Source organism: Streptomyces sp. NPDC050674, from assembly GCF_040654575.1.
Lineage (GTDB): Bacteria > Actinomycetota > Actinomycetes > Streptomycetales > Streptomycetaceae > Streptomyces.
Genome location: NZ_JBFAIG010000007.1, coordinates 19,108 through 44,873 on the forward strand (window position 1 = coordinate 19,108; position 25,766 = coordinate 44,873).

General features: G+C 69.0%; 17 protein-coding genes. 14 read left to right on the forward strand and 3 right to left on the reverse strand.

Going from position 1 to position 25,766, the window contains the following annotated elements; all coding sequences use genetic code 11:
• Positions 1-6 precede the first annotated feature (6 nt).
• Both AB0I06_RS13655 and AB0I06_RS13660 read left to right on the forward strand, forming a co-directional pair.
• Positions 7-1,662: an extracellular solute-binding protein gene (locus tag AB0I06_RS13655; RefSeq protein WP_363118944.1), complete on the forward strand. Its 1,656-nt coding sequence runs from the start codon at positions 7-9 to the stop codon at positions 1,660-1,662.
• The gene (locus tag AB0I06_RS13660; protein WP_363118945.1) at positions 1,659-2,339 is read left to right on the forward strand and encodes a hypothetical protein; all 681 of its coding nucleotides are present in this window, start codon (positions 1,659-1,661) and stop codon (positions 2,337-2,339) included. Before AB0I06_RS13655 ends, AB0I06_RS13660 begins: the two co-directional genes overlap by 4 nt.
• A gap of 81 nt (positions 2,340-2,420) precedes the next feature.
• Here the strand turns inward: AB0I06_RS13660 and AB0I06_RS13665 are convergent, their stop codons facing one another.
• Positions 2,421-4,400: an alpha-glucuronidase gene (locus AB0I06_RS13665; RefSeq protein WP_363118946.1), complete on the reverse strand. Its 1,980-nt coding sequence runs from the start codon at positions 4,398-4,400 to the stop codon at positions 2,421-2,423.
• 20 nt (positions 4,401-4,420) lie between these two features.
• A complete protein-coding gene (locus AB0I06_RS13670; RefSeq protein ID WP_363119202.1) occupies positions 4,421-8,218 on the reverse strand; it encodes a GH92 family glycosyl hydrolase in 3,798 nt (1,265 codons plus the stop codon).
• 368 nt (positions 8,219-8,586) lie between these two features.
• Between AB0I06_RS13670 and ngcE the strand changes: the two genes are divergently transcribed.
• The 9 genes from ngcE (at position 8,587) to AB0I06_RS13715 (ending at position 20,790) form a co-directional block, all read left to right on the forward strand.
• The gene (ngcE, locus tag AB0I06_RS13675) at positions 8,587-10,041 is read left to right on the forward strand and encodes an N-acetylglucosamine/diacetylchitobiose ABC transporter substrate-binding protein (RefSeq protein ID WP_363118947.1); all 1,455 of its coding nucleotides are present in this window, start codon (positions 8,587-8,589) and stop codon (positions 10,039-10,041) included.
• Positions 10,042-10,081: 40 nt separating this feature from the next.
• Positions 10,082-11,008, forward strand: a complete 927-nt coding sequence (locus AB0I06_RS13680) for a sugar ABC transporter permease (protein WP_363118948.1) — start codon at positions 10,082-10,084, stop codon at positions 11,006-11,008.
• Positions 11,008-11,934, forward strand: a complete 927-nt coding sequence (locus AB0I06_RS13685; RefSeq protein ID WP_363118949.1) for a carbohydrate ABC transporter permease — start codon at positions 11,008-11,010, stop codon at positions 11,932-11,934. The genes AB0I06_RS13680 and AB0I06_RS13685 overlap by 1 nt, the downstream gene beginning before the upstream one ends.
• Before the next feature lie 366 nt (positions 11,935-12,300).
• Positions 12,301-13,512 (forward strand): ROK family transcriptional regulator, encoded by a 1,212-nt coding sequence (locus AB0I06_RS13690; protein WP_363118950.1) that lies wholly within the window; start codon positions 12,301-12,303, stop codon positions 13,510-13,512.
• Between the two features lie 133 nt (positions 13,513-13,645).
• Positions 13,646-14,746: a sugar ABC transporter substrate-binding protein gene (locus tag AB0I06_RS13695; protein ID WP_363119203.1), complete on the forward strand. Its 1,101-nt coding sequence runs from the start codon at positions 13,646-13,648 to the stop codon at positions 14,744-14,746.
• Between the two features lie 188 nt (positions 14,747-14,934).
• A complete protein-coding gene (locus AB0I06_RS13700) occupies positions 14,935-15,726 on the forward strand; it encodes an ATP-binding cassette domain-containing protein (RefSeq protein WP_363118951.1) in 792 nt (263 codons plus the stop codon).
• On the forward strand, positions 15,723-17,015 hold the full coding sequence (locus AB0I06_RS13705) for a sugar ABC transporter permease (RefSeq protein ID WP_363118952.1): 1,293 nt from the start codon (positions 15,723-15,725) through the stop codon (positions 17,013-17,015). The genes AB0I06_RS13700 and AB0I06_RS13705 overlap by 4 nt, the downstream gene beginning before the upstream one ends.
• Positions 17,016-17,197: 182 nt before the next feature.
• Entirely contained in the window at positions 17,198-19,120 is a 1,923-nt protein-coding gene (gene dxs / locus AB0I06_RS13710) for a 1-deoxy-D-xylulose-5-phosphate synthase (RefSeq protein ID WP_363118953.1), read from the forward strand.
• A gap of 155 nt (positions 19,121-19,275) precedes the next feature.
• Positions 19,276-20,790: an amino acid permease gene (locus tag AB0I06_RS13715; protein ID WP_363118954.1), complete on the forward strand. Its 1,515-nt coding sequence runs from the start codon at positions 19,276-19,278 to the stop codon at positions 20,788-20,790.
• A gap of 189 nt (positions 20,791-20,979) precedes the next feature.
• Here the strand turns inward: AB0I06_RS13715 and AB0I06_RS13720 are convergent, their stop codons facing one another.
• Positions 20,980-21,351: an NTP pyrophosphohydrolase gene (locus AB0I06_RS13720; RefSeq protein WP_363118955.1), complete on the reverse strand. Its 372-nt coding sequence runs from the start codon at positions 21,349-21,351 to the stop codon at positions 20,980-20,982.
• Positions 21,352-21,434: 83 nt separating this feature from the next.
• Between AB0I06_RS13720 and AB0I06_RS13725 the strand changes: the two genes are divergently transcribed.
• The 3 genes from AB0I06_RS13725 to AB0I06_RS13735 all read left to right on the forward strand — a co-directional run bounded on the left by AB0I06_RS13725 (position 21,435) and on the right by AB0I06_RS13735 (position 25,729).
• Positions 21,435-22,454, forward strand: coding sequence for a hypothetical protein (locus AB0I06_RS13725; RefSeq protein ID WP_363118956.1), 1,020 nt, complete (start codon positions 21,435-21,437; stop codon positions 22,452-22,454).
• 228 nt (positions 22,455-22,682) lie between these two features.
• Positions 22,683-23,954: a nucleotide sugar dehydrogenase gene (locus AB0I06_RS13730; protein WP_363118957.1), complete on the forward strand. Its 1,272-nt coding sequence runs from the start codon at positions 22,683-22,685 to the stop codon at positions 23,952-23,954.
• Complete coding sequence (locus tag AB0I06_RS13735) at positions 23,951-25,729, forward strand: glycosyltransferase (RefSeq protein ID WP_363118958.1); 1,779 nt, start codon at positions 23,951-23,953, stop codon at positions 25,727-25,729. Before AB0I06_RS13730 ends, AB0I06_RS13735 begins: the two co-directional genes overlap by 4 nt.
• The last annotated feature ends 37 nt before the right edge of the window (positions 25,730-25,766 follow it).

The following is a 25,766-nucleotide window of genomic DNA, read 5'->3' on the forward strand; positions in this document are numbered from 1 at the left end:
GTTCTCGTGAACGACGAAGGACAGCTGTCGCGGCGCCGGATCCTCGCCGCCGCCGGGTTCATCGGCCTCGCCACGGTCACCGGCTGCGGTGGCGGGGAGGACGGCGGCGACTCCAAGGACCTGTCCAAGAAGCAGGACGGCGCCATGAAGAACTACCGGCCCGGCCAGCAGTTCAAGGCCGCCCGGCCACTGTCCTTCTCCGTCCTGCACAACAACAACCCGGTGTACCCGATGAAGGACGACTGGCTGTTCTGGAAGGAACTGACCAGGCGCACCGGTGTGACCCTCAAGCCGGTCGACGTGCCGCTGGCCGACTACGAGAAGAAGCGCAGCGTGCTCATCGGCGCGGGCGACGCGCCCTTCCTGATCCCCAAGACGTACCACCCCTCCGAGGTCGCCTTCGTCTCCTCGGGCGCCATCCTTCCGGTCAGCGACTACGTCAAGCTCATGCCCAACTTCCGCGACAAGGTGCGCAAGTGGAAGCTGGAACCCGAACTCGACTCCATCCGCCAGTCCGACGGCAGGTACTACCTGCTGCCCGGCCTGCACGAGAAGCCCAAGTCGAACTACTCGCTGTCCTTCCGCACGGACATCCTCGACAAGCACGGGCTCAGCCTGCCCACCACCTGGGACGAGGTGTACAGCGTCCTCAAGGCGCTCAAGGAGGAGTACCCCGGCACGTACCCCTGGACCGACCGCTGGAGCACCAACACCCCCTTCCCCTGCGGGGCGTTGTTCAGCTACCTCGGCCAGGCGTACGGGGTCAAGGCGGGCTGGACGTACGACAACATCGCCTTCGACGCCGAGGCGGGAGCGTTCGTCTTCAACGGCGCGACGGACGGCTACCGCCACATGATCGAGTACCTGAGGAAGATCGTCGCCGAGAAGCTGCTGGACCCGGAGAGCTTCACCCAGCAGGACGAGCAGGCCGTGCAGAGGCTGCTGGCCGAGAAGTCCTACGTGATCAGCGCCAACGCCCAGGAGCTGGTGCAGAACTACCGCTACAACCTGGAGAAGCAGGTCAAGGGCGCGAAGATCGAGATGGTGCCCGTGCCGATCGGGCCGGCCGGTCCCGTCGTGTTCGGCGGCACCCGGCTGGAGAACGGCGTCATGGTCTCCAGCAAAGCCCTCAAGAGCGACCACTTCGTCGCGATGATGCAGTTCCTCGACTGGCTCTGGTACTCCGACGAGGGCCAGACGTTCTGCAAGTGGGGCGTCGAGGGCGTCACCTACACCCGCTCCGGCGGCCGGTTCGAGCTGAAACCCGGCATCTCCCTCATGGGCGCCGACCCGGACGCGCCGAAGGACCTCCAGAAGGACTACGGCTTCTTCAACGGCGTCTTCACCTACGGCGGCAGCTGGGACCTGGTCTCCTCCTCGTTCAGCCCGGACGAGCAGAGGTTCCAGGCCGCCATGGCCCGGCGCCGGCAACTGCCCGTCGACCCGGCCCACCCCCTCCAGTCCTTCGAACAGGAGCAGGCGACCCTCTGGGACACCCCGCTCAAGGACCACGTCATCCAGAACACCCTCCGGTTCGTCCTCGGCAAGCGTCCGCTGTCCCAGTGGGACGCCTACCTCGCCGAACTGAAGTCGAAGAACATGCAGCAGCTCGTCGACCTGCACAACAAGGCGCACGAGCGGTACCGCAAGGAGAACGGGTGAACGCGCGCACGGCCGGATTCGGCACCGGAACCCTCTCGCGTGCCTCCGCCCTCGTCCACACCGTCCTCACCGTCGAGGCACTGCTGCTCCTCGCCGCCTCACCGGGCCTGGCCGGACTGCTCCTGCTCGGCCCCGACCCCGCGAACCTCCCCCTCGCGGCCGGGTGCCTGCTGCCCCTCGGCCCGGCCCTGTCCGCCGCGCTGCACGCCCTCCACCACCGCGGCCGCGACCTCACCGAACTGCACCCGGCCCGCGCCTACCTGCGCGCCTGGCGCCTCAACGCCGTACCCGCGCTGAAACTGTGGGCGCCCCTGCTGGCATGGCTCACCGTCATCGCCTTCACCCTCACGCACTTCGCCGCCACGGGCCTGCCCGGCTGGTGGGCGTTGCTGCTCGCGGCGATCGGCGCCGGATCCCTCCTGTGGGGCGCGCACGCCCTCGTCCTCACCTCGCTGTTCGCCTTCCGCGCCCGGGACACCGCCCGCCTCGCCGCCCACTTCCTGCTCCGGCACGGCCGCGCCACCCTCGCCGCCGCCTCCCTGCTGCTCCTGACGGCCGCGTCGACGGCCCTGCTGACCGAGGCCCTGCCCGCCCTGCTGGCCGCCCCGCTGCTGCTGTCCCTGCTGCACGGCAGCCGGTCCGTGATCGAGCAGACGCGCGAGGACTTCACCGCATGACGCGCGAGATGGCGGGCGGACCGGGGCGAACCCGTCGTCCTCGGTCCCCTGGGCGTGGCGATCCTGCGGTGGGTGCGTCCGTCAGTGGATGCGCCGCCCCCGCCCGTCCGGCACCCCGGACTTGCGGAAGAAGTAGCTGTTGACCTGGTCGCGCCACTCACGGGCACAGCGGAGCTGCTCCTCATAGAGCTCCGCCACCCGGGCGTGGCGCCCCGGCTCGACCAGGCCGGCGAGGCCCGCCCACACCCGGCGGGCCTCCTCGGCCTCCTCGACGCCCTCGAAATGCGTGTCGTAGATGTGCTGGATCACCGTCTTGCCGCTCGTGAGCACATGCCCGTACGGCACATGGTGGAAGAACAGCAGCAGGTCGTCGGGACAGGTGTCCGGCGACTCGTACAGACCGGACCACGGCATGCCGTACTGCCCGGCGTACCCGGTACCGCTCGCGACAGTGCGGTCGACCCCGATGCCGTCCCGGTCGGCGAAGTGGTACGTCCCCCACGGGCTGTACTCGTACCCGTCCACGCTCGGCCCGTAGTGGTGCCCCGGCTGCACCATGAAGCCGACACCCAGGGGAGCGGTGTACTTCTCGTAGGTCCGCCACGAACCGTCCAGCACGGCGTGCAACGCGTCGGTCAGCTTGCCCGGGGCGTCCGGGAAGGTGAGGCCGATCCACTCGTCGAGCACCGCGCCGGGCTCGGCGTCCGGCCGCCAGGCCAGCCGCCCGAAGGTGTACAGGTTGGCCTGCGCCAGCGGGTGTCCCGTCCAGAACGGGTCGTCACCGACGTTCGGCACCGCCACGAGCTCACGGACCAACTCGCCCACCGACGAGGCAGGTCCGGGCCGGAAGCGCAGCACCTCGCTCCACATCGGCCCGAGCCAGCACACGTGCCGCTGCTGCCCGGTGTACTCCTGGGTGGCCTGGAGTTCCACGGCGAGTCGGGTGCGGGGCATCGCCCCGATCAGCGGTGAGACCGGCTCACGTACCTGGAAGTCCATCGGCCCGTGCTTCACCTGGAGCACGGCGTTCCCCGCGAACGCGCCGTCCAGCGGCACGAAATGGTCGTACGCGGCCCGGGCCCGGTCGGTCGTCCGGTCCCGCCAGTCCTGGCGGTGGTCGTAGACGAAGGCCCGCCAGTGCACCGTGCCGCCGAACGGTTCCAGCGCCGCGGCCAGCAGGTTCGCGCCATCGGCATGACTGCGGCCGTACGCGAACGGGCCCGGCTGCCCCTCCGAGTCGGCCTTCACCACGTACCCGCCGAAGTCGGGTATCGCCGCGTACACCCGCCGGGTGGCCTCGGCCCACCAGTCGCGCACCGCCGCGTCCAGTGGGTCGGCGGTGGGCAGCCCGCCCAGGGTGATCGGCGCGGCGAAGGAGACCGACAGGTGGGTGCGGACGCCGTAGGGGCGCAACGCCCCGGCGATCTCGGCGACCTCACCGATCCGGTCGGTGAGCAGGCGGGTCTCGGCCGCGTGCACATTGACGTTGTTCACGGAGATCGCGTTGATCCCGCATGCCGCGAGCAGCCTGCCGTACGCCCGGACGCGGCCGAGTTCGCGCCGCGCCCTGCCGTCCTTCCAGAACAGCGAACCGCCGGCGTAGCCACGCTCCACCTGTCCCATGACCGGGTGGACCGCCACATTGTCCCAGTGGTCGAGCATGCGCAGGGCGAGGGCGGGGCGGTGGATCTCCCGCGCCCACTCGCCGGTGAAGGCCCCCTCCCCGCGACGGACGACGTCGAACAGGCCGTAGAGCAGCCCGGGGCCCCCGGACGCGGTGACGGTCGTCGTGCCGCCCTCGCGCGCGGAGGCGAAGCCCTCGCCGCCGAGGGCCTCACCGCCGAGGCCGAGGACCAGGTCGTACGCGCCGTCCGGCTCGGCGTCCCGTACGACCCGGCCCCCGAACAGCCGGCAGGCCCGGGCCACCTCCCCGTGCACCGTCTCCACCAGCGGGTCCGATCCCCGGATCAGGGTCCGGCGGCTGCCGAGCGCCCGGAAGGCGGCGGACGGCAGCCAGGCCGGGTCGACACCCTCGGGCAAGTCAGGCACGGGAAGCGGCATCGGACCCCCAACTCGGCTGCTCAGGAGAGCAGTTCGATCTCCGCCAGCGTGGCCTCGCCGTCGACGACCAGGCGGTACTTCTCGTACGTACCCGGCGACCTCACCGTGAACGCGCGGGTCTGCCTGTCCCAGGCGAAGGCCTGCCCGGAGCGCCGGTCCAGCGTCCGCCAGGCCGTACCGTCCGAAGAACCCTGGAGTGTCCATCCGGCCGGTGCCTTCGCCCGGTCCGCCGACGAGGTCAGCGTGTACTGGACGGCCTCGGCGCCCTTCGCGACCGGCAGATCCACGGCCGTCACCGCGGCGGCGGTCGCCGACGTGTCGTCGAACAGGGCGCCGTCACCCTTCAGCAGGTCCGCCCGGGGCGCGGGCACCTCGTCGCCCTGGGTGATCGACACGGGCGCGGCGTCCTTGCCCGTGCCCCACGTCGACGGCCTCGGTCCCATGTCGAACTCCAGCACACCGCCCTTGGCGATCAGCGCGTGCGGCAGGGAAGTCTTCGTCCAGGTGCGGCCGTTGACCTTCAGCCCCTGCACGTAGACGTTCTCCGCGCTGTTGCGCGGCGCCTTCACCACCAGCTCGCGCCCGTTCTCCAGGTGCACGGTCGCCTTCTCGAACAGGGGCGAGCCGATCGCGTACTCGCCGCTGCCCATCACCAGCGGGTAGAAGCCGAGTGCGGAGAACAGGAACCAGGCCGACTGCTCGCCGTTGTCCTCGTCGCCGTGGTAGCCCTGCCCGATCTCGCTGCCGGTGTAGAGCCGGGACAGCACCTCGCGGACGTTCTTCTGCGTCTTCCAGGGCTGCCCGGCCGCGTCGTACATGTACAGGGCGTGGTGGGCGACCTGGTTGGAGTGGCCGTACATGCCCATCCGCACGTCCCGCGCCTCGGTCATCTCGTGGATGACACCGCCGTAGGAGCCGACGAACTCGGGGGAGGCCGTCTCGGGGGTGGCGAGGTACTCGTCCAGCTTGTCGGCGAGACCCTTGCGCCCGCCGTACAGGTTGGCCAGGCCCCGGCCGTCGTGCGGGGTGGTGAAGGCGTAGCCCCAGCCGTTGGTCTCGGTGTAGTCGTGGCCCCACACCCGCGGGTCGTACGTCGAGGACTCGACCCGCCAGTCGCCCTTCGCGTCCCGGCCCTGGAAGAAACCGGCCTTCGCGTCGAAGAGGTTCACGTACTCCTGGGCGCGGTCCAGGAAGTACTCCGACTCCTCCTGGTAGCGCCGCTCGCCGGTCTCCTCGTACAGCTTGTGGCCCATGCGGGAGATGCCGTAGTCGTTGAGGTAGCCCTCCAGCGCCCAGGACAGGCCCTCGTGGGTCTCGGTGCTCGTGTAACCGAGGAACGGGGAGGTGGCCATGCCCTTGCGGCCGACGCCCGGGTTCGGCGGCACGACCGTGGCGTTCTTCACCGCCGCCTCGTAAGCCGCCTTCGCGTCGAAGTCGACGCCCTTGACGTACGCGTCCGCGAACGCCACGTCGGAGGAGGTGCCCGTCATCAGGTCCGCGTAGCCGGGGGAGGACCAGCGCGAGGTCCAGCCGCCGTCCTTGTACTGCTGCACGAACCCGTCGACCAGCTCGCCCGCCCGAGACGGCGTCAGGAACGAGTAGGCGGGCCAGGTCGTCCGGTAGGTGTCCCAGAAACCGTTGTTGACGTACACCTTGCCGTCGACGATCTTCGCGCCGGTGTGCGTCGGGGTGTCCGGGCTGGGCATGGGGGAGAAGGGCGAGGCGTATTGGTACTCGCCGTCGACCTTCTCGAACCCGGAGTTCGGGTACAGGTACAGCCGGTACAGGCTGGAGTACAGCGTGGTCAGCTGGTCGGGGGTCGCGCCCTCGACCTCCACCTTGCCGAGCAGCCGGTCCCACCGCCGCTGGGCGCTGTGCTTGACCGCCTCGAAGGACCGGCCCTCCGGGATCTCCTGGCGCAGGTTGTCCTTGGCCTGGTCCAGGCTGATGAGGGAGGTCGCCAGGCGCAGGGTGACGGTCCGGTCGTCGGCCTTGAAGCGCAGATAGCCCTTGACGCCGCCGGCGTCCCCCTCGGTCACCGGTTTGTCGAACTCGCCGTAGACGAACAGCCGGGTGGCGCCCGTGGAGAGCCCGGACTTGACGTCCGAGTAGCCGCTGACGATCCCGTTCTCCTTGTCGAGGGTCAGGCCCGCCTGGTCGGTCACGTTGTCGAACACGACGCTCGCGTCATCGCCCGGGTAGGTGAAGCGCAGTGCCGCCGCGTGGTCGGTCGGCGCCATCTCGGCCTTCAGCCCGTTCTCGAACCGCACCCCGTAGTAGTACGGCCGCGCGGTCTCGTTCTCGTGCCGGAACGCCAGCTCGCGTGCCTCGCGCCCGTACTCCGGGGTCCCGCCTGCCACCGACGGCATCACCTGGAAGGTCTGCCGGTCACCCATCCAGGGGCTGGGCTCGTGGCTGGCGCTGAACGCCTGGATCGTCGGCAGGTTGTCCGCGTTGTTGGCCCGGGCGTAGTCGTACAGCCAGCTGAGCGAACCGGCGTTGGTCACCGGCGTCCAGAAGTTGAAGCCGTGCGGGACCGCCGTCGCCGGGAAGTTGTTGCCCCGGGAGAAGCCGCCGCTGGAGTTGGTGCCGCGGGTGGTGACCGCGTAGTCCGACAGATGCGCCTTCGGCCGCTCGGGCGCCACGGAGGCGATGCCGATGTCGTCCAGCCAGCCGCGGAACTTCGCCGGGCCCTCGGGGGAGTCGTAGGCCACCAGGATCCGGTCCACGGTCTTCCCGGCCGCGACCGAGCCGATCCGGGAGGCCACGTTGTTCCACTGGTTGACGTAGAGGATCTTCGCGGCGCCCTGGCCCTGCGGGGTCAGCGGGAAGCCGTGCTGGTCGGTGGCGCGCAGGTCGCTCAGGTGGGTGCCGTCGGTGAAGGCCAGGTCGACGGAGACGTTCGTGGCGGCGTAGTCGAGGTCGCCGTCCGCCATGGACGGGAAGATCCGGTAGGACAGCCGCGTGTTCCGGCCGACGGCCACGTTCACGTCGAAGACCTTGTTGTACGAGTACGCCCGGCCGTCGGCGGTGTGGCGGCCGGCGTAGCGCAGGGCGCGCTTCCCGGTGAATCCGGCGCCCGCCTTGGCGGTGGGGGAGCCGCTCGGGCCGCGGTCGACCAGCGAGAGCATGTCCTGCGGGACGGGCCCCTCGCTGCTGCCCGTGGAGAACTGGACATCGGCGAGCTGGAGGATGCCGCCGCCGTTGTTCCGGGTGACCTCCAGCCGGAAGTGCCGGTACTCGGCGGGTTCGGCCAGGTCGTACGTCTTCGTCTGGAACCGCTCCGTGAAGGACTCACCGGCACGGGTGTCGAGCGTCGTCCACTCCTTGCCGTCGGCCGAGCCCTTCAGGGTCCAGTCCCTGGGGTCGCGCTCATCGGCGTCATTGGCCGACGTCAGCGCGTAGCGCGCCAGCTTGACCGGTTTGTCCAGGTCGAACTCCACCCAGCCGGTGGGCTCGAAGGCGAGCCACTTGGTGCTCGGCTCGCCGTCGACGAGGTTCTCCTTCACCTCCCCGCCGCCTGTGTTCTCGGCACCGGCCCGGACGTCCGTGACCTGATCCGTCACATTGCCCGGTATGCCGCTGCTGTACCCGCCGTCGACCCCCGAGGCCCGCTTGCCGCCGCCGGGGGCGGTGTCGACGGTGTTCGACCAGTCCGGAAGCGGGTCGTCCACCTCAAAGGATGACACGAACTCCCGATCGGGTTTCTCCGGTGCCTGAGGTAGTGCGACCGCAACGCCCTGCGAACCCAGGGCCAAAGCGAAGGCGGTCGCCGACACGACCGCCGAACCCCATCTGTGCCGAGCTTTCCGCTGTATCAACGGGTACCCTCCCTGCGCAGTGGACAACGTTGTCACCTTCGATGCGCAAGGACCAGTAGTTGCCCAAGTGGTGGGGAGTGTCAAGGGTGTTGCCTGTGGCATTCGGGCATGGTGACCGGGATATTTCCGGCGGAGCGTCCGCAGGTCGCTCATACTTCCGCGAGGTCTCAACTCGGATAAGACCCGCGGCCAACCTTGTGTTCGATCTTGATCCGCTGACGGGAAGTGGACTATACCTGTCGGGCGCTTCACACCATCCGCACGTGACCACCCGCACTTTCCTGCACGACCCAGCGTGACCCGATCGCGGTGCCGGCGAGGATCCGGTTCACCGCCTGAGTCCTGGAGAAGGCGAGGACTTGAGCATGGGATCCACTTCCGCCGAGAACCACGGCACCGAAGGTGTCGGCCGCCGTGATCTGATCAAAAGGTCCGCCGCGCTCGGGCTGATCTCCGTCCCGACCATGAGTTTCCTCTCCGCCTGCGCGAGCAGCGGCGGCGACGGCAGCGGGGACAAGGCCAAGGCCGGCAAGAAGACCGCGAAGAACCCGCTCGCCGTCAATGACACGGCCGGCATGGAATTCGTCCTGTTCGACGGCGGTTTCGGCAAGGAGTACGCCGAGGACGCCGTGAAGATCTACGAGAAGAACTTCCCCAAGGCCCAGGTGAAGTTCTCCGCCACCCAGAAGATCCAGTCCACGCTCCAGCCCCGCTTCAACCAGGGCACCCCGCCGGACCTCATCGACAACTCCGGCGCCGAGCAGATGGACATGGGCGTCCTCGTCGGCAAGAACCAGCTCACCGACCTCACCCCGCTGCTGGACGCGCCCTCCTACGACGACCCGGGCAAGAAGGTCCGCGACACACTGCGCCCCGGCATCGTGGAGATGGGCCAGTTCGACGGCGAGAAGGTCTGGATCCTGTACTACGCCTACACGGTGTACGGCGTCTGGTACTCGCAGAAGGCCCTGGACTCGCTCGACGAGCAGTACCCGGAGACCTGGGACCAGATGCTCGCGGTCTGCGCCAAGGCCAAGAAGAAGGGCATGGCGGGCTGGACGTACGCGGGCAAATACCCCTACTACCTCCCCTTCTCCCTCTACCCGATGATCGGCAAGGTCGGCGGCCGCGAGGTCCTCGACGCCATCGACAACCTGGAGCCGAACGCCTGGAAGCACCCGGCCGTCAAGGCCTGCTTCGAGGCGTACTACGAGCTCTACAAGAAGGGCTACGTCCTCAAGGGCACCCCGGGCCTGGACCACATCCAGTCCCAGACCGCCTGGGCAGAGGGCAAGGCGCTGTTCATCCCGAACGGCTCCTGGGTGGAGAACGAGTCGGCGAACGTCATCCCGAAGGACTTCGACCTGGCCGTCTCCGCGCCGACCGGCCTTGACTCCTCCGACAAGATGCCCTTCGGCACCATCTGGGCGTCCGGCGGCGAGCCGTTCATCGTCCCGGCCAAGGCCAAGAACGCCCCCGGCGGCATGGAACAGCTGCGCATCATGCTCAGCGAGGCCTCTTCGAAAAACTTCACCAGCAAGGTGAAGTCGCTGACCGCGTACAACGGCGGCACCGACGGCATCGCCCTCACCCCCGGTCTCAAGTCGGGCGTCGCGGCGCTGGAGAAGGCCGGCGAGAACGTGGTGAATCCCCGTCTCCAGGACTGGTATGTGCAGTTGCAGAAGGAGAAGATCGGTGTGTCCGGTCTGGGCGAGATGATGGCCGGCCGCCTCACTCCCGCCGAGGCCATCAAGAAAATCCAGGGCTTCGCCGACGAGGCGGTCAAGGACGACTCCATCAAGCACTACAAGCACCAGTAACAGCACAGAAATCGATTTCCGCAACGGCACCGGAGTGGCGATGCAGCACGGCAAGTACCGGTTCATCGTGGGCTTCCTCGCGTTGCCCCTGGGACTGTACGCGCTCTTCGTGGTCTGGCCGTTCATCCAGTCCATCTATTACTCGTTCACGGACTGGACCGGCCTGAGCCCCGAATTCAAGATGGTCGGTTTCGACAACTACAGCCGGATGCTCGACGACGACATCTTCTGGAAGTCGTTGCAGCACAGCCTGCTGTTCGCCCTCCTGCTGCCGGTGGTGACGATCGGACTGGCGCTGTTCTTCGCCTTCATGATCAATGTCGGCGGCCGAAAGAGAAAGAACGGGCCGGTGGTCACCGGTGTCCGCGGCTCCTCGTTCTACAAGATCGTCTACTTCTTCCCGCAGGTCCTCTCGATCGCCATCGTCGCGCTGCTGTTCGCGTTCGCGTACAACCCGGACAGCGGCGCGATCAACTCGCTCCTGCGCGGGATCGGCCTCGACAGCCTCCAGCCGCTCTGGCTGGGCGACCCGGACCTGGCCCTGTGGGCCGTGATGGCGGTCCTCGTCTGGTCCACGGTCGGCTTCTTCGTGGTCCTCTTCTCCGCCGGCATGGCCTCCATCCCGTCGGACATGTACGAGGCGGCCCTGCTGGACGGCGCGAACCGCTTCACCACGTTCTTCCGGATCACCCTGCCCCTGCTCTGGGACACGGTGCAGTCCGGCTGGGTCTACATGGGCATCCTCGCCCTGGGCGCCGAGTCGTTCGCGGTCGTGCAGATCATGACGACCGGGCCGGGCGGACCCGACTACTCGACCACCGTCATGGTCCTGTACGTGTACCAGAAGGCGTTCCGGGACGGGCAGGCCGCCTACGCCACCACCATCGGTGTCGCCCTGCTCGTCGTCACGCTGGCCTTCGCCGCCGTGGTGATGCGGTTGGGCCGTCGCGAGCGGCTGGAGTACTGATGAAGACCACCGAGACCCCCGCTCCGCTCCCGGCCGAGTCCGGTGCGCCCCTGGCCAAGGAGGACCTGCCGCCGGCCGCGGCGCCCGAGGAGAGGAGGAAAGAGGGCACGGTCCTCAACGTCTTCTCCCACGGTGTGCTGGTCATCTGGGCGGTCATGGTGGTCATGCCGCTGCTGTGGGCGGTCATGACGTCCTTCAAGGACGACCGCTCCATCTTCAGCTCGCCCTGGTCCCTCCCCGACTCGCTGCACTTCGACAACTGGTCGAGGGCGTGGACCCAGGCGAACATGAGCGACTACTTCCTCAACACGGTCCTCGTGGTGGGCGGTTCGCTCATCGGCACGCTGGCCCTGGGCTCGATGGCGGCCTACGTCCTGGCCCGCTTCGACTTCCCGGGCAACCGGTTCATCTACTACCTGTTCATCGGCGGCATGAGCTTCCCGATCATGCTGGCCCTGGTGCCGCTGTTCTACGTCGTGAACAACATGGGCCTGCTGAACACCATCCACGGCCTGATCCTGGTCTACATCGCCTACTCGCTGCCGTTCACGGTGTTCTTCCTCACGGCGTTCTTCCGCACGCTCCCCACCTCGATCGCCGAGGCGGCCTTCGTGGACGGGGCGTCCCACAGCCGCACGTTCTTCCAGATCATGCTGCCCATGGCCAAGCCGGGCCTGATCAGCGTGGGCATCTTCAACTTCCTCGGGCAGTGGAACCAGTACATGCTCCCCACGGTCCTCAACACCGACCCCGACAAGCGGGTCCTCACCCAGGGCCTGGTCCAACTGGCGGTCAGCCAGGGCTACAAGGGCGACTGGTCGGGCCTGTTCGCGGGCCTGGTGATGGCGATGCTGCCGGTCCTGGCGGCGTACGTCATCTTCCAGCGGCAGGTGGTGCAGGGGCTGACGGCGGGGGCGCTGAAGTAGGAGCCGGGGGTTCACACACCGGCGTTACCAGACGCTCGGCGTTGTCGCTGAGGGCGGGTGGGTCCGCAGCCCGGCGCGACGGGGTGCAGCCTGCGCCCACCCGTGCCGCCCCCAGCGGCACGCATGCCCGCAGCTGGGGCGCACCCGCGTACGGCGAGAAGGCGAAGACGCGCACCCCCGAACAGCCGCCCAGGCCGCCGCAGGCAGAAAGCGCGTACCCCCACATAGCGCTCCGCGACGACCCGCACACACCCCGGAATCAGTTCAACCTCTTGACGGGAGGCAACCCGAACGGCTCAGCTTAGAGTTCACTAGTTGGACATAGACGGGGTCTCATCGCTGCGGCCCCGCGCGCAGGAGGTCGTCGTGGAGACTCCGGGGTCGCAGTCGTCGCTGCACCGAGCCAACCTGGAGCGGGTCGTACGAGCCGTGCGCCTGGCGGGCTCCCTCACCCAGGCCGAGATCGCCCGGACGACGGGTCTGTCCGCCGCGACGGTCTCCAACATCGTCCGGGAGTTGAAGGACGGCGGCACCGTGGAGGTCACTCCGACCTCCGCCGGCGGCCGCCGTGCCCGCAGTGTGTCGCTCAGCGGCGACGCCGGCATCGTCATCGGCGTCGACTTCGGTCACACGCACCTCCGTGTCGCCATCGGCAACCTCGCCCACCAGGTCCTGGCCGAGGAATCCGAGCCGCTGGACGTGGACGCCTCGTCCACCCAGGGCTTCGACCGCGCGGAACAGCTGGTCACCCGCCTGATCGAGGCCACCGGCGTCGACCGCTCCAAGATCGCCGGTGTCGGCCTCGGCGTCCCCGGCCCCATCGACGTCGAGTCGGGCACCCTGGGCTCGACCGCCATCCTGCCGGGATGGACCGGCACCAAGCCCGCGGCGGAGCTCCGAGGCCGCCTCGGCGTCCCCGTGCACGTGGACAACGACGCCAACCTCGGTGCCCTCGGCGAAATGGTCTGGGGCAGCGGCCGAGGCGTCCGCGACCTGGCATACATCAAGGTCGCGAGCGGTGTCGGCGCCGGTCTGGTGATCGAAGGCAAGATCTACCGCGGCCCCGGCGGCACCGCAGGAGAAATCGGACATATTACACTCGATGAATCCGGCCCGGTCTGCCGTTGCGGCAACCGCGGCTGCCTGGAGACCTTCGCGGCCGCGCGCTACGTGCTCCCGCTTCTCCAGTCCAGTCACGGCACCGATCTGACCATGGAAGGCGTCGTACGACTCGCCCGGGACGGAGACCCGGGCTGTCGTCGGGTGATCGCCGACGTCGGCCGCCACATCGGCAGTGGAGTGGCCAATCTCTGCAACCTGCTGAACCCGAGCCGTGTGGTCCTCGGCGGTGATCTCGCCGAGGCCGGTGAGCTGGTGCTCGGGCCGATCCGGGAGTCCGTCGGCCGCTATGCGATCCCCAGTGCGGCACGTCAGTTGTCCGTTCTCCCCGGCGCCCTCGGCGGCCGTGCCGAGGTGCTCGGAGCGCTCGCCCTCGCCCTGAGCGAGATGGGCGATTCGACCCTTCTGGACGGCACCGCTCCCGGCGCGCTTCAGGCAGCCACCCCTGCCTTCACTTAGAGAACGGATGGCACCGTTGCCATCTCGTTAAGGATTTACTTCTTGACGTCGCACGTGTGGCCGAGTTGACTTCCAGCCACCTCGGCCGCAATGTCGCGGCCTCGTCAGGGAGGTTTCTGAAGTGAACACGCGTATGCGTCGCGCCGCTGTTGCTATTGCCGCTGGTGCGATGGCCGTTTCGCTTGCTGCCTGTGGCAGCGCCAAGGAGTCGGGCGACAAGGCCGACACCACCGGGTCCGCCAAGAAGGGCGACGACATCAAGGTCGGCCTGCTCCTTCCGGAGAACGCGACCGCCCGTTACGAGAAGTTCGACCGGCCGCTCATCGACAAGAAGGTCAAGGAGCTCACCAACGGCAAGGGCGAGGTCGTCTACGCCAACGCCAAGCAGGACGCCAGCACGCAGAACCAGCAGGTCGACACGATGGTGACCAACAAGGTCGACGTGCTGATCGTGGACGCGGTGGACTCCAAGGCGATCGCCGGCTCGGTGAAGAAGGCCAAGGACGCGGGCATCCCCGTCGTCGCCTACGACCGCCTGGCCGAGGGCCCGATCGACGCCTACACCTCGTTCGACAACGTCACCGTCGGCAAGACCCAGGGCGAGGCCCTGCTGAAGGCCCTCGGCGGCAAGGCCAAGGACGGCCAGATCGTCATGATGAACGGGTCCTCCACCGACCCGAACGCCGCCCAGTTCAAGCAGGGCGCGCACTCCGTGCTCGACGGCAAGGTCAAGATCGGCCGCGAGTACGACACCAAGGAGTGGAAGCCGGAGAACGCCAACGCCAACATGGAGGGCGCCATCTCCGCCCTCGGCAAGGACAAGATCGTCGGCGTCTACTCCGCCAACGACGGCATGGCGGGCGGCATCATCACCGCCCTCAAGGCCGCCGGCATCGACAACATCCCGGTCACCGGCCAGGACGCCGAACTCGCGGGTGTGCAGCGCATCGTCACCGGTGAGCAGTACATGAGCGTCTACAAGCCCTACCCGCAGGAGGCGGACGTCGCCGCCGAGATGGCCGTCGCCCTCGCCCAGGGCAAGTCGCTCGACTCGATCGCCAAGGACAAGGTCGACAGCCCGACCACCAAGGCCGTCCCCTCCGTCCTCGTCCCGGTCGTCTCGCTGACGAAGGACAACATCAACGACACCGTCATCAAGGACGGCATCTACACCGTGAACGAGATCTGCGCGGGCAAGTACAAGGCCGCCTGCGACAAGATCGGCCTCAAGTAAGCAGCCGCCGAGTTCCCCGAGGGGCACGGGAGTCCGGACCGGACTCCCGTGACTCCCGTGCGGGGACAGGCGCCCCCGAGTTCCTCCGGCGCTCCGCCACATCAGCCCCGCAAGCTCCGCGGGGCGCCGGACGGATCACTCCTCCCACACTTCTGCACAACCTCCCGCCGGGTCAGGCGGCGAAGGAGATGGTTCACGTGTCCGCTACGCCCGTGCTGGCGTTGCGCGGGGTCTCCAAGCGGTTCGGTGCCGTTCAGGCGCTCACCGACGTAGAGCTTGAGGTCCACGCCGGTGAAGTGGTCGCCCTGGTGGGCGACAACGGCGCCGGAAAGTCCACGCTGGTCAAGACGATCGCCGGCGTGCACCCCATCGATGAGGGCGTCATCGAATGGGACGGCAGGTCCGTCCAGATCACCAAGCCGCACGACGCCCAGAACCTGGGCATCGCGACCGTCTACCAGGACCTCGCGCTCTGCGACAACATCGACGTCGTCGGCAACCTCTACCTGGGCCGGGAGCTCCGCAAGCGCGGCGTCCTGGACGAGGTGGAGATGGAGCGCCGCTCCCGCGAACTGCTCGACACGCTGTCGATCCGCATCCCGAGCGTGCGCATCCCGATCGCCTCGCTCTCCGGCGGTCAGCGCCAGACCGTGGCCATCGCCCGCTCCATGCTCGGCGAGCCCAAGCTGGTCATCCTCGACGAGCCCACCGCCGCCCTCGGCGTCGAGCAGACCGCGCAGGTCCTCGACCTGGTCGAGCGGCTGCGCGAGCGCGGCCACGCCGTGATCCTCATCAGCCACAACATGGCCGATGTGAAGGCCGTCGCGGACAAGGTCGCCGTTCTGCGCCTCGGGCGCAACAACGGCGTCTTCGAGGTCAAGTCGACCTCGCAGGAAGAGATCATCTCCGCCATCACCGGCGCCACCGACAACGCCGTGACCCGCCGTGCGGCGCGCACGAACGGGGAGGTTTCCAAGTGAGCATCGACAAGACCTCCGCGGCTCCGGAAGAACACGTCGTGGAGAACCCCGAGGCGGCCAAGGCCGCCGTCACGGTGGTCGACCCCCGGCTGCTGGTGCGCGAGCAGGGCCTCAAGGGCTACGTCACCGAGTTCAAGCGGAAGATGAAGTCCGGTGACCTCGGGTCCATCCCGGTCGTCATCGGCCTGGCGATCATCTGGATCATCTTCGCGAGCCTGAACTCCAACTTCCTCACCGCCGGCAACCTGTCGGACATGTCCGTCGCCATGGTCGGCACCGGCATGATCGCCGTCGGCATCGTGTTCGTGCTGCTGCTCGGCGAGATCGACCTGTCGGTCGGCTCGGTCTCCGGTGTGGCGGGTGCGTCGTTCGCGGTGCTGAACGTCACGAACGGCATGAACGAGTGGCTCGCCTTCGTGCTGGCCATCCTCACCGGCACGGTCGCCGGTGTGCTGCACGGCTTCTTCTTCGCCAAGATCGGCGTCCCCGCGTTCGCCGTCACCCTGGCCGGTCTGCTGTTCTGGAACGGCCTCATGCTCCAGATCCTGGGTGACAACGGCACCATCAACCTCGACCCGGACGGGGTCGTGGCCCAGCTGACCAGCTACTACTTCTCCGATGTGGCCGCCGCGTACGCGCTGGCCGCGGTGGTGACCGCCGGGTTCTTCCTCAGCTCCTTCCTCGGCAACCGGCGCCGCGAGGCCGCGGGCGTGCCGTCGCGGCCGCTGAGCGAGACGATCGTGCGGACCGTGCTGCTGGCCGTCCTCGCCTTCACCGTCGCGATCGTCTTCAACCAGTACAAGGGTCTGCCGCTCGCCGTGGTGATCTTCATCGTGGTGCTGCTGGTCACGGACTTCCTGCTGCGGCGCACGGCGTACGGCCGCAAGGTGTTCGCGCTCGGCGGCAGCGTCGAGGCGTCCCGCCGTGCCGGTATCAACGTGGAGATGGTCCGGATCTCGGTGTTCGCGATCTCCGGCACCTTCGCCGCGGTGGGCGGCCTGTTCATCGCCTCCAAGATCGCGGCGGCCAACCAGGGCGCCGGTGGCGGTGACCTGCTGATGAACGCGATCGCCGCGGCGGTCATCGGCGGCACGTCGCTGTTCGGCGGCCGCGGACGCACCTGGAACGCGCTCCTCGGTGTCCTGGTGATCGTGTCGATCCAGTACGGCCTCGCCCTGGAGGGCATCGCCTCCCCGGTGCAGTACATGATCACCGGTGGTGTGCTGCTGGCCACGGTCGTCATCGACGCCGTGACGCGCAAGACGCAGAAGACCGCCGGGCGCGCGTAGCACCCGCGGAACCTTCCTGTGCCCGGCACCTTGAAGGTGCCGGGCACAGGTGTGTCGTAGGCGTGGCGCACCATGGGTAGAGCCGAACGCGTGACGTACGACGCACAGCCACGGCACCGCCCGCAAAGGCGGAACATTAGACTCGACAAGCCCGGCAACAGCTCTACTGCAAGGAGGCACGGGTGCCGCTGCTGACCCGTATCAGGGGACCGCGCGATCTGGACCGGCTCAACCTGGAGGAGCTGAACCAGCTGGCGGAGGAGATCCGGAGCTTCCTTGTCGAAGCGGTCTCCAAGACCGGCGGTCACCTCGGCCCCAACCTCGGCGTGGTGGAGCTCACCATCGCCCTGCACCGGGTCTTCGACTCGCCCAAGGACAAGGTGCTCTGGGACACCGGCCACCAGTCCTACGTCCACAAGCTCCTCACCGGCCGTCAGGACTTCTCGAAGCTGAAGATGAAGGGCGGCCTGTCCGGCTACCCCTCACAGGCCGAGTCCGAGCACGACGTCATCGAGAACTCGCACGCCTCGACGGTCCTCGGCTGGGCCGACGGCATCGCCAAGGCCAACCAGATCATGGAGCGCGACGACCACGTCGTGGCCGTGATCGGTGACGGCGCGCTGACCGGCGGCATGGCCTGGGAGGCGCTGAACAACATCGCCGACGCCAAGGACCGCCCGCTCGTCATCGTCGTCAACGACAACGAGCGCTCCTACGCGCCGACCATCGGCGGCCTCGCCAACCACCTGGCGACCCTGCGCACCACCGACGGCTACGAGCGCTTCCTCGCCCGTACCAAGGAGGTCCTGGAGCGCACCCCGGTCGTCGGGCAGGCGCTCTACGACACGCTGCACGGCGCCAAGAAGGGCCTGAAGGACTTCATCGCCCCGCAGGGCATGTTCGAGGACCTGGGCCTGAAGTACGTCGGGCCGATCGACGGGCACGACCTGGAGGCCCTGGAGTCGGCGCTCGCCAAGGCCAAGCGGTTCGGCGGGCCGGTCATCGTGCACTGCCTGACCGAGAAGGGCCGCGGCTACCAGCCCGCCCTCCAGGACGAGGCGGACCGCTTCCACGCCGTCGGCAAGATCCACCCCGACACGGGCCTGCCGATCGCCACCTCCGGCGCCGACTGGACGTCCGTCTTCGGCGAGGAGATGGTCAAGCTCGGCGAGGAGCGCGAGGACATCGTCGCCATCACGGCCGCCATGCTCCAGCCGGTCGGCCTGGACAAGTTCGCCAAGCGCTTCCCCAAGCGCGTCTACGACGTCGGCATCGCCGAACAGCACGGCGCCGTCTCCGCGGCCGGCCTGGCCACGGGTGGCGTCCACCCGGTGTTCGCGGTGTACGCCACGTTCCTCAACCGCGCCTTCGACCAGGTGCTGATGGACGTGGCGCTGCACAAGTGCGGTGTCACGTTCGTCCTGGACCGGGCCGGCGTCACCGGCACCGACGGGGCCTCCCACAACGGCATGTGGGACATGTCGATCCTCCAGGTCGTCCCGGGGCTGCGGCTGGCCGCGCCGCGCGACGCCGACCAGGTGCGCGCCCAGCTGCGCGAGGCCGTCGCCGTGGAGGACGCGCCGACCGTGGTCCGCTTCTCCAAGGGCGCGGTCGGCCCCGCAGTACCGGCCGTGCGCCGCGTCGGGGGCATGGACGTCCTGCGCGAGCCCGGCACCGACCGGCCGGACGTCCTGCTGGTGTCCGTCGGCGCCCTCGCACCGATGTGCCTGGAGATCGCCGGCCTGCTCGACAAGCAGGGCATCTCCACGACCGTCGTCGACCCGCGCTGGGTCAAGCCGGTCGACGAGGCCATGGCCCCGCTCGCCGAACAGCACCGCGTGGTCGTCACCGTCGAGGACAACAGCCGCGTCGGCGGCGTCGGCTCGGCGATCGCCCAGGCGCTGCGCGACGCGGGCGTCGACGTGCCGCTGCGCGACTTCGGCATCCCGCCGCGCTTCCTCGACCACGCCTCCCGTGCCGAGGTCCTCGCCGAGATCGGGCTCACCGCGCCGGACATCGCCCGTCAGGTGACCGGGCTGGTCGCCAAGCTGGACGGGCGCTTCGAGCGCGATGCGGCGGACGCCGTGGACGCCGCGCGCGACTGACGCGGCCGATACGGCCGAACGGGTTCGAGATGGGCCGGTTTCCCCACCGTGAGGGTGGTGGAACCGGCCCATTGGCGTGAATTCGCCCGTGCCGGGGCATACGGATGGTGCCACCTCTCGATCATGTCGAGGACGACAAGCGTGGGAGGTACCCCGTGAGAAGTACCCTCTTCCGGACGAAGAAGGTCGAGCAGTCCATCCTCGACACCGAGGAGCCAGAGCACGCGCTCAAGAAGTCCTTGTCCGCGCTTGATCTGACCGTTTTCGGCGTCGGTGTGATCATCGGTACCGGCATCTTCGTTCTCACCGGCACAGTCGCCAAGAACAACGCGGGGCCCGCGGTGGCCCTGGCGTTCGTGGCGGCCGGCGTCGCCTGTGCGCTGGCCGCGCTCTGTTACGCCGAGTTCGCCTCGACGGTTCCGGTCGCCGGGTCCGCCTACACGTTCTCGTACGCCTCGCTCGGGGAGTTCCCCGCCTGGATCATCGGCTGGGACCTGGTCCTGGAGTTCGCGCTGGGGACGGCGGTGGTGGCCGTCGGCTGGTCCGGCTATATCCAGTCGCTCATGGACAACGCGGGCTGGACGATGCCCGCGGGGCTGGGCAGCCGGGAAGGTGCCGACACCTTCGGCTTCGACATCCTCGCCGCCGCGCTGGTGCTCGTCCTCACGGCCATCCTCGTGGTCGGCATGAAGCTGTCGGCGCGGATCACCTCGCTCGTCGTCGCCATCAAGGTGACGGTCGTCCTCGTCGTGATCATCGCCGGTGCCTTCCTCATCAAGGGCGAGAACTACGACCCGTTCATCCCCAAGGAGAAGGCGGTGGAGGCCGGGTCCAGTCTCGACTCCCCGCTGATCCAGTTGATGTTCGGCTGGGCGCCCTCCAACTTCGGCGTGATGGGCATCTTCACCGCGGCCTCGGTCGTGTTCTTCGCCTTCATCGGATTCGACGTCGTCGCCACGGCCGCGGAGGAGACGAAGAACCCGCAGCGGGACATGCCGCGCGGCATCATCGGCTCCCTCATCATCTGCACCACGCTGTACGTGCTCGTGTCGATCGTCGTCACCGGCATGCAGCACTACACGAAGCTGTCCGTCGACGCCCCGCTCGCCGATGCCTTCAAGGCCACCGGGCACCCCTGGTACGCGGGCTTCATCAGCTTCGGCGCCGCGGTCGGCCTGACGACGGTGTGCATGATCCTGCTGCTGGGACAGACGCGTGTGTTCTTCGCGATGAGCCGTGACGGCCTGCTGCCGCGGTTCTTCTCGCACGTCCACCCGCGGTTCAAGACGCCGCACCGGCCGACGATCCTGCTCGGCGTGATCATCGCGATCCTCGCCGGGTTCACGCCGTTGACCGAGCTCGCCGCGCTGGTGAACATCGGCACGCTGTTCGCCTTCGTGGTCGTCGCGATCGGCGTGATCATCCTTCGCCGGACCCGTCCCGACCTGCCCCGGTCCTTCCGTACGCCGTGGGTGCCGGTCATCCCGATCCTGTCGGTGTGCGCCTCGCTGTGGCTGATGATCAACCTGCCCGCCGAGACGTGGGTCCGCTTCGCCATCTGGATGGCCGCCGGCTTCCTCGTCTACTTCCTGTACGGCCGCAGCCACAGCCGCCTCGCCCGCCGCGACGCGGGGCTGGAGGAGCCGAGCGTGGGCGGCGGCACACCGTAGGCTCCGCCGGGTCGCCGGGTCGCCGGGTCGCCGGGTCGCCGGGTCGCCGGGCCGTTGCGGCGGCCCCGGCCGCTCGGTGGGGGTGCGGGACTTCGCCATATCGCCGGGCGGTGGGGCCAGGGCCGCGGACCAGCCGCGGCGTTCCGCCGGGCTGCGGACCCACCCGGCCCCCGCACCGGCGCACCGCGCCTACGGACGGACGGACCGCGGTCCCGCCACCTCCGCCCCCAGCTCCCCGACCCGCCCCCGCAGCTCCCGGTCCGCCGTGATCACCAGGACGGGACGCTCACCGGCCGAGGCCACGACCTCGACGATGTGGTCGTCCCCGCTGCCCGGGGCGGACGACACCCGTACGCCGGGCACGGACTCCACCCCCCGCGCCGCCCCCTCCACCACCAGGACGATCTCCACCGGGCCGGGCACCGCGGGGACCCCCTCCGACGCCAGCCGGTCCCGCAGCCGTTCCGCCGCGCCTCTGCGGTCCCGCCACCACCCGTCCGGCACCGACCCGACGACATTCGCGGCGTCGACGACGACGAGGACAGGCTCATGGGAGTGCATGTGGCCAGCGTCGCACGGGGGAAGGACGCGAGGCACGGGTGGGCGGGCGCAACCGGGCGCCGGCGGCCGCATAAAGTGAACACGTGAACGGCGACTGGCTCATCCGCGGCCGCGACGGCCGCCTCACCGTCTATCTGTCCCCCGGCGACGCCGTCCTGTGCCGTGCGGAACGCGGCCCCGCCGGCCCCTGGGAGCACGCGCCACGCACCGTCGGCGGCAGCCAGAAGCTGCACCCCGGCGCGGCGGTCGGCCAGGGCACCGACGGATACGCGCACCTGGCCGCCTGGCGGCCCACCGTGCCGGGGGAGTCGGGACTCGTGCACTCCACGCACTTCCGGCCCGGACTCGCGGCCCTGGACTGGGTCCCGATCGGGCACCCGGACCAGAAGGGCGACCGGACGGGCCCGCCGGCCGTCGCCGTCGACGGCGCGGGGCGCGGTTACGTCTTCGTGCGCAACAAGGGCGGCGGGGTGAGCCTGCGCAACCAGAAGGTCAAGGGCGGCTGGGGAGGCTGGCTGAACCTCGAAGGGCAGGAGGTCGACGGGGACTTGGCCGCCGTGACGGGGGAGTCGGGGTTCGTGGAGCTGTACGCCTGCGCGCCGGGCGCCCTGCTGCACTGGCGTCAGGAGGCGGACGGGAAGAAGCCGGTGCTGACCGAGAGCGTGGACGCCCCCGTCCGTCCGGGCACCCTGCGCGCGCTCGCGACCTCCGCCGAGCACACCACCCTCTTCTTCACCGACACCTCGGGGGACGTGTGCGCCTGGCGCCCCGGTGAGAAGCCGGTCACCCTCCTCCCGTCGGCCGGCCCCGGGCCGGTCTCCGCCGTGCGGTGCGAGATCGAGGGGCACGACTGCACCGTGCTCGCGCAGCGGTCGGCGAGCGGCCGGGTCGCCTTCGCCGCGTATCCCACCGAGCAGGAGCCGGCGGGTGCCTGGTGGACCGAGTCCGGTCCCACGCTGCCCGACGACGCCCTGGTGTCGGTGGCGCTCGACGAGCACGACGAGGTCGTCGCCGCCTCCCAATCGCCCTCGAGCGGGCGGGTGCTGCTCACCCGCCGCAAGGACGAGCCGGGGCTCGCGCTGGAGGCCTGGAGGGAGATCTGACCCCTCCGCGAAGCGGAAGAAGATCCTTCGCTCTGTGGCTCTTGTCGCTCCAGACACCTGAGATGTGTCAAGGGTTGTACAGATGTGTGCGTGACAAGGCGCACCTTGGGTGAACATGGTCATAAAGTGAAGGTCTTGTTAGCCTCCCGGGGACTTGTTCGATTTCGCTCGGGGGGCCGGTTGCTACTGCGTCTGGCCGACGCCGTGGCAACGGGGTTGGGGAATGATGTGAGCAGATCCTCCACGGTGGATCTTGTCGTGGTCGGACTCGGTTACGTGGGGCTGCCGTTGGCCAGGTCCGCCGCTGCCGCGGGCCTGAAGGTGGTCGGACTCGACCGCAGCCGACGGGTGGTCGACGGACTGAACGCCGGCCGTTCGCACGTCGACGACATCACCGACGCCGACGTGCGCGCCATGCGGGAGCAGGGCTTCGAGGCCGTGGACCGGGCCGACGTCATCGCCGGCGCCGCCGCCGTCGTGGTGTGCGTTCCCACGCCGCTCACCGATCACGGTGCTCCGGACCTCGGCGCGGTGCACGCCGCCGTCGACGACATCGCCGCCCACCTCACCGCCGGCACGCTCGTGGTGCTGGAGTCCACGACGTACCCGGGTACGACCGACGAGGTCGTCCGGCCGCGTCTGGAGGCCGGTGGCCTGCGCGTCGGCATCGACTTCCACCTGGCCTTCTCGCCCGAGCGCATCGACCCGGGCAACGCCTCCTTCGGCCTGGAGAACACCCCCAAGGTCGTCGGCGGCATCACGGCGGACTGCACCAAGGCCGCCCGGGCCCTCTACGAGCGGTTCGTGCACCGGGTCGTCGAGGCCAAGGGCACCCGGGAGGCCGAGATGGCCAAGCTCCTGGAGAACACCTATCGGCACGTCAACATCGCGCTCGTCAACGAGATGTCGATGTTCTGCCGGGAGATCGGCGTCGACCTCTGGGACGCCATCCGGTGCGCCTCCACCAAGCCGTTCGGGTTCGCGCCTTTCTTCCCCGGGCCTGGCGTCGGCGGGCACTGCATCCCGATCGATCCCAACTACCTGTCGTACAAGGTGCGTTCGCTGGGCATTCCGTTCCGGTTCGTGGAGCTGGCGCAGGAGATCAACCAGCGGATGCCCGTGCACGTGGTGAACCGGGCCGCCGAGCTGCTCAACGACCAGGGCAAGGCCGTGCGCGGCTCCCGGGTCCTGCTGCTCGGCGTGACGTACAAGCCGGACATCTCCGACCAGCGGGAGAGCCCGGCGCTGGCGGTCGCCGAGAACCTCCTCGCGCGCGGTGCCGAGCTCGTCTACTTCGACCCGCGGGTCGAGGACTGGCGCGTCGGCGGTGCGCCCGTCGAGCGGGCCGGGGACTACCTCGCCGCCGCCGAGGCCGCCGACCTCACCGTCCTGCTCCAGCCGCACCGCGAGATCGACCTGGACGAACTCGCCGACCGCGCCCGGGCGCTCTTCGACACCCGGGGCAAGTCGGCCGACCACCCGCGGGTGGTCAAGCTGTGACGGCCGACGATGCGTACATACCGGGAGCCGTCGACTCCGGTGGCCGTCGGGCCCACCGCAAGCGGCGGCACCTGAAGGTCTCGTACTTCGTCTTCCTGGGCCTGGCCGCGCTGATCGCCACCCGGCTCGACGCCGGCTCCCTGCACCTGTACTCGATGGGCGCCATGGGCCTGCTGGCCCTGAAGATGTTCGGCGCCCTCTTCTACCGTCCGGCCAAGGCCGGGCGGGAGGAGCTGGAGTACCTGGAGAACGCCTGGGTCACCGCGGTCATCCCGATCTACAACGAGGACCCGGTGATGTTCGAGCAGGGCATGCGCAGCCTCCTCGCGCAGAGCCGCCTGCCCAACGAGATCCACATCATCGACGACGCCAGCGCCAACGACTCCGGCATCAGGGCCGCGAAGAAGATGCGCCGCGAGTTCGAGGCCAAGGGCGTCAAGTACACCGTCAGCGTCCAGCCCGAGAACAAGGGCAAGCGCGAGGCGCTGGCGCTGGGCTTCGAGGCCGCGCCGTACTCCGACATCTTCCTGTGCGTCGACTCCGACACCGTGCTCTCCCGGGACACCGTGCGCGAGCTGCTGCTGCCGCTGGCCGACGAGAAGATCATGGCCTCCACCGGCATGGTGCTGGCGCTCAACCACGACAGCAACATCTTCACCCGCCTCCAGGACCTGCGCTACGGCAACTCGTTCCTTTTCGAGCGGGCCGCCTACTCGCGGCTGAAGTCGGTGCTGTGCTGCTGCGGAGCGCTCTCCGCGTACCGCGGCACCCTGGTGCGCAAGTACCTGCCCGACTTCCTCAACCAGCAGTTCCTGGGCAAGCCGGCCGTCTTCGGTGACGACCGCCGCATGACCAACTACTGCCTGATGGAGGGCCAGGTCGTCTTCCAGGAGACCGCCGTCGGCTACACGGCCGTCCCCGAGAAGCTGCCGCACTTCCTGCGCCAGCAGGTCCGCTGGAACAAGTCCTTCTTCCGCGAGTCGCTGTGGGCGTTCCGGCACCAGAAGAAGTACCGGCCGGCCTTCTGGCTGACCTGCATGGAACTCGCGCTGTGGCTGGTCTTCGGCTCGGCGATGTTCTACTCGATGGTCATCCTGCCCATCATGAAGCCCGCCCAGTTCGTCCATCACATCGGCGACTACCTGGTCTTCATGGTGCTGATGGGCTACCTGCGCAATGTGCGCTACCTCGACTTCCCGCGCCGCGGCATGGGCTTCGTCAAGCGCTTCGGCATGTTCCTGCTCGCGCCGATCTACGGCGTCATCCAGCTGACGCTGCTCACCCCGCTGCGCTTCTACGCCCTGTTCACCCTCCACAAGGGCAGCTGGGGCACCCGCCAGGGCGGTGTCGAGGTGTCCGTGGCGGGCGACCACGAGCACGACGTGACGGAGATCTTCGAGGAGGAGGACCCCTACTCCGACAAGAAGGTCACCGAGACGCTCCAGTTGATGCGTCTGGAGGGCGTGGCGCTGCGCACCAGCCCCCGTCCGACGGGCGGCATCCCCTCCCAGCCGCAGCCGATCCCGGGGTACGACGAGGAGCAGCACGCGGCCGTTCCGCAGCAGCGCGTGAGCTGGGGGGCACCGGCACCAGCACCGGCAGGGCAGCCGCAGTGGCAGGGCGGGCACCCCGGGCACCACGACCCGTACCAGCAGCAGTACCCGGGTCAGGGCGGCCACGCCCCGCAGCAGGGCGGCTATCCGCCCCAGGACCCGTCGTGGCACCAGGGTCAAGGCCAGGGGCAGGGCCAGGGATACGGGCAGGGCGGCTGGTAGCGCCGCAGGAGAACGAAGACAGGGGCGGCCGGGGGGC

What these genes read in the sequence shown, in the direction of transcription:
- AB0I06_RS13665 (WP_363118946.1), bottom strand. Translation starts at nt 4,400, where the DNA reads ATGCCGCTTCCCGTGCCTGACTTGCCCGAGGGTGTCGACCCGGCCTGG.
- ngcE (WP_363118947.1), top strand. Translation starts at nt 8,587, where the DNA reads ATGGGATCCACTTCCGCCGAGAACCACGGCACCGAAGGTGTCGGCCGC.
- AB0I06_RS13680 (WP_363118948.1), top strand. Translation starts at nt 10,082, where the DNA reads ATGCAGCACGGCAAGTACCGGTTCATCGTGGGCTTCCTCGCGTTGCCC.
- AB0I06_RS13685 (WP_363118949.1), top strand. Translation starts at nt 11,008, where the DNA reads ATGAAGACCACCGAGACCCCCGCTCCGCTCCCGGCCGAGTCCGGTGCG.
- AB0I06_RS13695 (WP_363119203.1), top strand. Translation starts at nt 13,646, where the DNA reads ATGCGTCGCGCCGCTGTTGCTATTGCCGCTGGTGCGATGGCCGTTTCG.
- AB0I06_RS13700 (WP_363118951.1), top strand. Translation starts at nt 14,935, where the DNA reads ATGGTTCACGTGTCCGCTACGCCCGTGCTGGCGTTGCGCGGGGTCTCC.
- AB0I06_RS13720 (WP_363118955.1), bottom strand. Translation starts at nt 21,351, where the DNA reads ATGCACTCCCATGAGCCTGTCCTCGTCGTCGTCGACGCCGCGAATGTC.